Source organism: Corallococcus sp. CA053C (assembly GCF_003611675.1).
In the GTDB taxonomy this organism is placed as follows: domain Bacteria; phylum Myxococcota; class Myxococcia; order Myxococcales; family Myxococcaceae; genus Corallococcus.
Genome location: NZ_RAWA01000576.1, coordinates 1 through 4,701, shown reverse-complemented (window position 1 = coordinate 4,701; position 4,701 = coordinate 1). Strand labels below are relative to the sequence as shown.

Genomic DNA, 4,701 nt, shown 5'->3' with positions numbered 1-4,701 from the left:
CCCGGGAAGCGGGCCGGCCAGCGCCTCCCCGCCCCGCCTAGAAGGAGCCTCGGAGCATCTGGAAGAGCACCACCACCAGCACCAGCGCGACGAACAGCACGGCCCCCATCACCGTGTTCTTCACCTTGCGGGCAAGCTCCGGCGACGGGCCATCCGAAGCGAGCGGCACCACCGACGTCACCCGCCGCACCACCTCGTCGCGTCCCCGCAGGGCCCGGGCGTCGTCCGGCGCCCGCGCCAGCCGCAGGCGGTACAGGCGGCCGGCCATGGCCAGCTCCCCCCGCCCCACCGCCAGCGTGAGCAGCCGGTCATGCGCCTCGTCGTCGTCCCACGTCTGGAGCAGCGCGCGCCACTCGGTGGCCAGCACGTGGGAGGGCAGGTGCTCGTCCGGAAGGAAGTTCGCGTAGACGAGCCCGCACTGCGCGCACGCCCCGTCGTCCTCCCGCATCGGCGCCACGCACTTGGGACAGTGGCCCGGCGGGGCCAGGAACGGATCCCCGTCCAGGGCCGAGGCCGTCGCGGACGGTGCGTCGGAGCGCACCACGCGCAGGGCGGTGACGCTGGCCCGGGAAGGCACGGGCGGCGCGGCCGCGAAGGTCTCCGGAGGAGGGACCGCCACCGCGACGCCCTCGCCGCCTCCTCGCGCGCCACCGCCGTCACGGGGCGCGTCATGGGATGCGGAGGCGGAGGCGGACGGAGACGGCCCCGCGAGGGTCCGCGCGCCACACGCCCGACACGTCACGCAGAGCACGCCGTCCTCCACGAGGAAGGACTCCACCGGGACCAGCCGCTCGCAGGCGTCGCACTGGTACTTCATGTCAGCACCTCCCGCAGGGGGATGGGCATCGCGCAGCCGATGAGCGCCAGCAGGCACAGCGCGCAGATGACCTTGCGCGCGGGGCTCAGGGGCTCCATGGGCTCCACCACCTCCGGGTGGCCGAAGCCCACGACCTTGCTCGCCACCACGAGCCACAGGCCCCACGACGCGGTGACGAACACCGTGAGGAACAACAGCACCCACGCCACGCCCTTGCCCAGCGTGCGGGCCCGGGGCCCCAGCACCGCGAACGTCAGGTGTCCGCCGTCCAGCTGCCCCACCGGCAGCAGGTTGAGCAGCGTCACCAGCAGACCGAACCACGCGGCCATCACCACCGGGTGCACCACCACGTCCTTGCCCTCGGGGATGGGTCCCAGGGCCAGCCACATGAGCGCCTTCATGATGAGGTTGTCGCCAAACAGCGTCTGCCGCTGGGTGAGCACGGGCTCCAGCGCGGGCGGCGCGTTCGTCAGCTTCTCCATCACCCACCGCAGCAGGTCCTGTCCCAGCGCCCACAGCGACGAGTCACCCGGGAACGGCGACGGCACCGCGGGCGAGTCCACCACCGAGGAGTGCAGGAGCCCCCAGTAGAGCAGCGGCAGCGCCACCACCAGGCCCGCCAGCGGCCCCGCCGCGCCAATGTCCACCAGCGCGTTGCGCGTGGGGATGCGCCCCCGCAGCCGGATGACCGCGCCCAACGTGCCCAGGCTCCCGGGCACCGGCAGCGGGATGAAGTACGGCAGCGACGTGTCTACCCGGTGGTACCGCGCCAGGACGTAGTGCCCCATCTCGTGCGAGCCCAGGATGCCGAGCAGCGACGCGCTGAAGGCCAGCGCCTGCGTCCGGTCCTCGGGGGACAGCCCCCCTTCGCTGAAGGGGAACGAGTGGCCGAAGAGCAGCAGGTACGCGAGGAACGTCGTCCCCAGCGTCACCACGAACAGCAGGAGGTGCAGCCACACGCGCGAAGGCGGGGCGGGACGCGGAACGGAAACCGGGTGCATGCGCGAAGATGCCTCACGTCCGCCAAAGGGGCGACCTGCCCCGGTCGCCGCGCGGATGAAGTGTAGAACACAACTCGGATTAACCGCCCCGGGTCCTTGACTTGGAGTTGACTTCTGGTACGAACCGCGCCGCTTGAGGTTCCATCAAACGGCGGGACGACTCTTCAGTCGCCCCTCCACCATTCAAGCCACCATCTGTTGGGGAGAAAACCATGAAGAAGCTCATCCTGTCCGCCGTTGCCGCCGCCTCCCTCGTGGGCTGCACCAGCGTTGAGTCCGCCGTCGTCTCCGGTTCCGAGATCGCCGCCAACGGCGAGGCCGTGGCCGTCATCCAGGGGAGCGCGCTGGGCCTGACCGCGATCTTCCACATCATCGACATCGTGCAGAGCGACCTGGACACCGTGGTCAACAAGCTCCTCATCTCCGAGGCGAAGGCCATGGGCGCCTCCAAGGTCGACCTGAAGTCGGCCAGCACCACGCCCCGTCACGGCATCTTCGCCCTGTTCGGCACCATCATCGGCATCACCAGCTCCTCCGCGACTGGCGTGGCGGTGAAGTAGTTCCGCCTGCCTCCTCACCGAGGCAGACCCAAAGGCCCCCTGGCGACAGTGGGGCCTTTTTCTTTTCGAAAGGCCCCCATGCGCGCCCTCCTCCTGCTGCCCCTCGTGTGCGTCCTCGCGTGCCGTTCGTCCTCCTCCGGAAGCGGGGACGGCGCGGAGCTGATGGCGCAGGTACGCGAGCGGCTGGCCGCGCGCGACGCGAAGCTTACGAACTACCAGCTGGAGGGCACCCAGAAGGAGGGTGACAGCCTGTCCGCGGGCTTCACCTTCGCGTACCGGGCGCCGCAGAAGATGCGCGGCAGCGTGTCCCAGCCCGCGGCGCGCACCGTGGCCTGGGACGGCAAGCACCTGTACGAACAGGTGGACACGAACAAGCAGTTCACGACGTTCAACTCCGAGGTGTCCGCGGAGAAGCTGTCGGGCTTCCTCACCGAAATCTTCACGCCCTTCGTGCCGGACGGCTTCCGCGCGCCGCTGCTCCTGCGCAGCACGAAGGCGCGCAAGGTGGCGAACCACCCGAAGGCGAAGGAGGCCGTGGAGCTGTCCATGGCGCTGGAGGGCGAGGCGGGCGCAGGCACGGAGGTGACGTACGTGCTGCGCTGGCCCACGCTGGACTTCCTCGCCCGGCGCACGCGCGCGGCGGATGGCACGCAGGCGGAGGTGCGCATGGAGGAGGAGCACTGCGACGCGGCGTTGGGGCTGTGCGTGCCGAAGAAGCTCACCCGCTGGGTGGACAGCACGAAGCAGGGGGAGACGGTGCTGTCGCGCGTGGACCTGAAGACGCCGCTGCCCAACGACGCGTTCACCCCCACCGCGCCGGAGGGATACAGCGTGCAGACCCGGACACTCGTGGACAGCGCAACGCAGGAGAGTGGACCGAAGCCTCCCACGGGCGGTTGACCGGCCCGCCCGGCATCGCCACCTTGGACGGCGGAGGGTGCTGCGCATGGTCGATAACGTCATCTTCGACGTGGACGGGACGCTGATTGATTCGGTGGACGAGCACGCCGAGGCCTGGCGCCGGGCGTTCATCGAGTTCGGTCGGGACATCCCCTTCGCCCACGTCCGCAGCCAGATTGGCAAGGGCGCGGATCAGCTCCTGCCCGTCTTCTTCAACGACGAGGAGCTGGAGCGCTTCGGCAAGGACCTGGAGGAGTACCGCTCCGCGCTGTTCAAGCGCGAGTTCCTGCCCAAGGTGCGCTGCTTCCCGCGCGTGAAGGAGCTGTTCCAGCAGCTGCGCAAGAGCAACCGCAAGGTGGCCCTGGCCTCCAGCGCGAAGGACGACGAGCTCAAGCGCTACGTGGAGCTGTGCGGCATCGACGGCCTGTTCGAGGCGAAGACGAACAAGGACGAGGTCGACAAGAGCAAGCCGCACCCGGACATCTTCGAGGCGGCGCTGCTGAAGCTGGGCAAGCCGGACCCCTCCACGGTGGTGGTGGTGGGTGACACGCCCTACGACGCGCTCGCCGCCGGCAAGCTGCGCGTGGCCACGGTGGGCGTGCTGTGCGGTGGCTTCCGCGCGGACGACCTGCGCACGGCCGGCTGCCGCACCCTGGTGAAGGACCCCGCGGAGCTGCTGCGCCGCCTGGAGCAGGACCCCGAGTCCTGGCCGTGGGACGCGGCGTCGCGGGACACCTCCAAGGACGAGGAGTCGCGCTGAACGAACCTCCGCCGGGCTTCGGGCCTGGCGACGCGCCCGGTGCTTCCGGCGGCTCCCCCGGTGCTTCCGGCGGCTCCGGTGTTCCCGGGCCACCGGCAAGCCCCCGAAACCTACTTGCGTGACCCGCGCTTCGCCGTGCTCTTGCGGGCGGTGCTCTTCCGGGCCGTGCTCTTGCGCGCCGTGGAGCGCTTGCCGGCGGTCCCGGTGCGCGTGGCCTTGCGGCCCGTGGTGGTGCGCTTCGCCCGCGTGGGCGCGGCCTTGCGGCGGCTGGAGGTGGAGGTCTTCTTCGCGGTCGCGGCGCGGCGCTTGCCGCCAATCTTCCCCGCCTTGCGCGCGTTCTTGCGGGCCGCGGGACGCTGCCGGGCCGCCTTCGCCTTGCTGCCGGAGCCGCCCTTCATGCCGCCCCCGGTGAGCTTGTTCACGGTGGCCCACGCGCGGGCCTCGGCGGTCTTCTCGCGGGTGCCCTTGTCCTCGTAGCCCTCCTCGATGTGCTCGGCCATGCGCTTCTGCTTCCCGGTGTATTTCGCCTTGCTTCCTCGTGCCATGCGTCACCCTCCTGGAAACGGTCGTGGCGCGGACCTGGAGCCTGCGCTGCCTTCAAGGTGAACATGCCTGCCCGTCCGGGGAACCCGCGGGCCCCCTACCCCTGTCCACCCCCGGAAG

At 70.6% G+C, this 4,701-nt stretch carries 6 protein-coding genes; 3 read left to right on the top strand and 3 right to left on the bottom strand.

What is annotated here, in order from left to right; all coding sequences use genetic code 11:
* Positions 1–37: 37 nt before the first annotated feature.
* Complete coding sequence (locus D7V97_RS40220; RefSeq protein ID WP_120615859.1) at positions 38–817, bottom strand: hypothetical protein; 780 nt, start codon at positions 815–817, stop codon at positions 38–40.
* Positions 814–1,818, bottom strand: a complete 1,005-nt coding sequence (locus tag D7V97_RS40215) for a site-2 protease family protein (protein ID WP_120615858.1) — start codon at positions 1,816–1,818, stop codon at positions 814–816. The genes D7V97_RS40220 and D7V97_RS40215 overlap by 4 nt, the downstream gene beginning before the upstream one ends.
* Before the next feature lie 212 nt (positions 1,819–2,030).
* On the opposite strand from D7V97_RS40215, the gene D7V97_RS40210 reads away from it, so the two are divergent.
* From D7V97_RS40210 to D7V97_RS40200, 3 genes are all read left to right on the top strand, one after another.
* Positions 2,031–2,378: a hypothetical protein gene (locus D7V97_RS40210; protein ID WP_120615857.1), complete on the top strand. Its 348-nt coding sequence runs from the start codon at positions 2,031–2,033 to the stop codon at positions 2,376–2,378.
* Between the two features lie 78 nt (positions 2,379–2,456).
* A complete protein-coding gene (locus D7V97_RS40205; RefSeq protein WP_120615856.1) occupies positions 2,457–3,278 on the top strand; it encodes a hypothetical protein in 822 nt (273 codons plus the stop codon).
* Between the two features lie 46 nt (positions 3,279–3,324).
* Positions 3,325–4,038: an HAD family hydrolase gene (locus tag D7V97_RS40200; RefSeq protein ID WP_120615860.1), complete on the top strand. Its 714-nt coding sequence runs from the start codon at positions 3,325–3,327 to the stop codon at positions 4,036–4,038.
* A 110-nt stretch (positions 4,039–4,148) separates the two neighbouring features.
* Here the strand turns inward: D7V97_RS40200 and D7V97_RS40195 are convergent, their stop codons facing one another.
* Positions 4,149–4,583: a transcriptional regulator gene (locus tag D7V97_RS40195; RefSeq protein WP_120615855.1), complete on the bottom strand. Its 435-nt coding sequence runs from the start codon at positions 4,581–4,583 to the stop codon at positions 4,149–4,151.
* Positions 4,584–4,701: the final 118 nt, after the last annotated feature.